This window comes from Saccharopolyspora sp. 6M (genome assembly GCF_020176775.1).
GTDB lineage: Bacteria > Actinomycetota > Actinomycetes > Mycobacteriales > Pseudonocardiaceae > Saccharopolyspora_C > Saccharopolyspora_C gregorii.
Map to the genome: position 1 here is coordinate 1 of NZ_JAIUJZ010000247.1, position 3,708 is coordinate 3,708.

The following is a 3,708-nucleotide window of genomic DNA, read 5'->3' on the forward strand; positions in this document are numbered from 1 at the left end:
ACCCACCGGGCCCCCCCCACTTGTAAAAACGCGGCCCCCCGTTGGTACCGGCTGAGAACCCGCGGGTGGTCCTGCTGCGCGGGTGGTCGGCGGCTCAGCGGCTGCGCCGCTGACGGGAAACGCACACGACTGCGGGGCACGGGTGGAAATCAGCGGACCGGTAGCTCAGAACTCGCGGCCACACCGGGAACGCGGGCAGCTAGGGAACCGCTGGGGTTCCGCCACTCGAGCCCTGCGCAAACCGAGTTCGAAGACGGGGAACCAGTTCGTCAGGCCTCTTCGACCGGGATCCACAGCTCGGCTTCGCCGCGGGCGCCGTCCTCGGACACCTCGGTGCGGAGGAGTTCCGGGCCGGGCCTGCTGCGGTAGGGGTTCGACGGGAACCACTCGGTGTAGACGTCGCGCCACAGGTACTGGATCGCGTGCGGGAACTCGCCGGAGACCTCGAACACCGCCCAGGCCCCGGCGAGGACGGCCAGCGAGTCCAGGTCGTCCGGACCGGGATCCCGGGTCACCGCCCCGTGGTAGTAGTCGAGCGTGGTTCCCTCGGCACGGCTGTCGTCCAGGTCGTCGGTGGCGGCGATGATGCCCGCCGGTTCCTGGTCGGACAGGGCGGCGATGCGCCGCAGCTCGTCCGGGCCGATGCCGCGGACGTGCTCGACGATCGCCGGGTTGGGGCCTTCGTGCACGAGCGGTACCCGGGCCTTCCGGCCGACGACGTGGAACGCCTCGCGGCGCACGATGCGGTAGCGCATCTCGCTGCTCCCTTCGACGGTGAGCCGGAAGGAGATCCGCTGCTGGGACCGCAGCGCGGCGCCGTCGCGGCGGGCTTCGCCGGGGCCGACGCCGTGCACCGCGCGGAACGCCCGCGCGAACGCCTCCCCCGAGCCGTAGCCGTACCGGACGGCGATGTCCAGCAGCGTCCGCCGCCCGGCGAGCACTTCCGCCCCGGCGAGGGTGAGCCGCCTGCGCCGCAGGTACTCCGAGAACGGCATGCCCGCCAGCGCGGAGAACATCCGCCGGAAGTGGTACTCGGAGGTGGCCGTGATCCGCGCGAGCTCGCCCACGTCGACGGTGTCGCCGAGGTGCTCCTCCGCGTGGTCCAGGGCCGCGTTCAGCCGATCCAGCACCGGGTCCTCCTTCCTCCTGGTGCGCACCACGCTAGGTCGGCGGTGCCGCGGCGCACCCGACTTCCGGTGCCCGCTCCGATCGGTCGGCGGAAAGCCAGGCCGGTCGGGCGGAAAGCCCGGCCGGGCAGCGGCAATCCCTGCCGCTCGGCGGAAACGGCCGCTCAGCGGAAGGCCGCCGCCAGCGCGGTGTCGGCGTCGGGACCGGACGCGGCGGCGAGCTCGGCGGCGGTGTCCGCCGGGACCCCGCAGTCGAGCAGCACGGCCCGCGCGTACTCCGGCGGCACCGCGGCGGACCAGCGGCGCACCAGATCGGCGTGCCCGTCGGCGGTGGCGGTGCCGTGCAGCCGCAGCCGCGCCATGCCGCCGTCCGGGTGCACGTCGAGCCGCACGTGGGTGAACTCGGCGCCGGAGTGCAGCCGGAACCGGTGCCGGGTGTCGGGTTGCAACCGGGTGCGCGGCAGGATCTCCCGCCACGCCGCGGGATCCGCCGGATCGGCCACCCGTCCGTCCACACCGGACAGAGTCGCCCAGCCGGGCGCGTTGCCGACGAAGTGGCTGGTGTCGAGCTCGGCGGCGGTGAGCACGCCGGCGGCGGCGAGCCCCACCTCCACCCAGTCGTTGCCGTCGTCGCGGCGCCGCGCGGTCTCCCAGCCCTCGCCCATCACGGCGGCCCGGCCGGGCGCGAGCAGGTTCGACGGCGAGCTGTAGAACATGTTGCTGCACCCGGTGACGTGCCCGCCGTGCTCCAGCGCGGCCAGGTCGAACTCGCCGCGCGCCCACCGCGGGTCGGCGACGGGTTCGCCGCGGGCGCGCAACCGGGCGATGCCGCCGTCCGGGTGCATGCACAGCTTCAGGTGGGTGCAGCGCAGCGCGGTGTCCACGTCGAAGGAGTTCTCGGCGTCCCCGCGGACCGGCGAGGCGGGCAGCAGCTCCACCCAGTCGGCGTCGAGGAGTTCCGCCGGGCTCGGGTAACCGTCCACGGCCGCGCCCTGCACGGACACCTCGGGCGGGTAGTTGCCCGTGAAGAACGCGGTGTCCACCACGAGCCGCCGCACGATCCCGGGCAGCCCGAGGCGGATCAGCGCGAAGTCGTGGCCCGGTTCGCGACGCCGCCGGGTCTCCCACCCGTCGTAGACCTGTCCTTTGTGGCCGAACGTGTAGGGCTGGTAGGCGGGCGCGGCGGGTTTGATCAGGTTCTCGCGTTCGGCGAACAGCTCGTCGTTGGCGTGCACGACGGCGCCGCCGACGGCGCGCGAGGCGAGTTCGGGCAGCGCGGACCGGTCGTTCATGCTTCTCCCCTGCTCAGCAACGTTCCTCGTGGTGGGCCTGCGACGTCGACGGGTTCGCCGCGCAGCCAGGTGCGCCGGACGCGTCCGGCGAGCGCGCGGCCCTGGTAGGCGGTGACGGGGTTGCGGTGGTGCAGTCCGGCGGCGTCGACGACGAAGGCGTCGTCGGGGGCGAACGCGCACAGGTCGGCGTCGGCGCCCGGTTCGACGGCGCCCTTGCGGTGCAAACCGGCGATCTCCGCGGTGCGCCCGGCCATCCAGCGCACCACGTCCGCCAGCCCGTGCCCGCGCAGCCGGGCCTGCGTCCACACCGCGGCCAACCCCAGCTGCAGGCTGGACACGCCGCCCCAGGCGACGCCGAAGTCGCCGGTGTCGAGCCGCTTCAGCTCCGGCGTGCAGGGCGAGTGGTCGCTGACGACGCAGTCGATGGTGCCGTCGGCGAGCCCCTGCCAGAGCCGTTCGCGGTTGGCCGCTTCGCGGATCGGCGGGCAGCACTTGAACTGGGTGGCGCCGTCCGGGATCTCCTCGGCGGTGAAGCAGAGGTAGTGCGGGCAGGTCTCCACGGTCACCCGCACCCCGTCCGCCTTCGCGGCGGCGATCATCGGCAGCGCGTCCGAGGAGGACAGGTGCAGCACGTGCACCCGCCCGCCGGTGCGCCGCGCCAGGTCGAGGACCTGGGCGATGGCCACGTCCTCCGCGCCGCGCGGGCGGGAGGCGAGGAAGTCGCGGTAGTGCTCGCCGTGCGGGCTGGGTGCGGCGTCGATCGCTGCCGAGTTCTCGGCGTGCACGATCAGCAGCGCGTCGCGGGTCGTGAGCTCGGCCAGCGCCGCTTCCAGCCCGGCGGGGTCCAGCGGCGGGAACTCGTCGACGCCGGAGTGCAGCAGGAAGCTCTTGAACCCGAACACCCCGGCGTCGTGCAGCGGCCCGAGGTGCGCCCGGTTGCCGGGGATCGCACCGCCCCAGAAACCGACGTCCACGTGCACCCTGCCGCGCGCGGATTCCCGCTTCACCGCGAGGGATTCGGGGTCGACGGTCGGCGGGAGGCTGTTCAGCGGCATGTCCAGCAGCGTGGTGATGCCGCCCGCGGCGGCGGCGCGGGTGGCGGTCGGGAAGCCCTCCCACTCGGCGCGGCCGGGGTCGTTGACGTGCACGTGGGTGTCGAACAGGCGGGGCAGCAGCACCTCGTCGTCGTCCAGCTCCACGGTGCGCGCGGCGGGCGGCGGCGCGTCGTGCGGTGCGACGGCGGCGATGCGTCCGTCGCGAACGGCGACGCTGCCCGCGGTCTCGCCGCC

3 protein-coding genes are annotated in these 3,708 nt (G+C 74.2%); all 3 read right to left on the reverse strand.

Going from position 1 to position 3,708, the window contains the following annotated elements; translation table 11 throughout:
• Positions 1-269 precede the first annotated feature (269 nt).
• Complete coding sequence (locus LCD31_RS26220; protein ID WP_224962388.1) at positions 270-1,130, reverse strand: helix-turn-helix domain-containing protein; 861 nt, start codon at positions 1,128-1,130, stop codon at positions 270-272.
• Positions 1,131-1,291: 161 nt separating this feature from the next.
• Positions 1,292-2,419 (reverse strand): allantoicase, encoded by a 1,128-nt coding sequence (gene alc, locus LCD31_RS26225; protein ID WP_224962390.1) that lies wholly within the window; start codon positions 2,417-2,419, stop codon positions 1,292-1,294.
• On the reverse strand, positions 2,416-3,708 hold a 1,293-nt coding region (allB, locus tag LCD31_RS26230; protein WP_224962392.1), incomplete at its 5' end, for an allantoinase AllB. The genes allB and alc, both read right to left, overlap by 4 nt.

Coding starts and splice junctions, on each gene's coding strand:
- alc (WP_224962390.1), bottom strand. CDS start 2,419: ATGAACGACCGGTCCGCGCTGCCCGAACTCGCCTCGCGCGCCGTCGGC.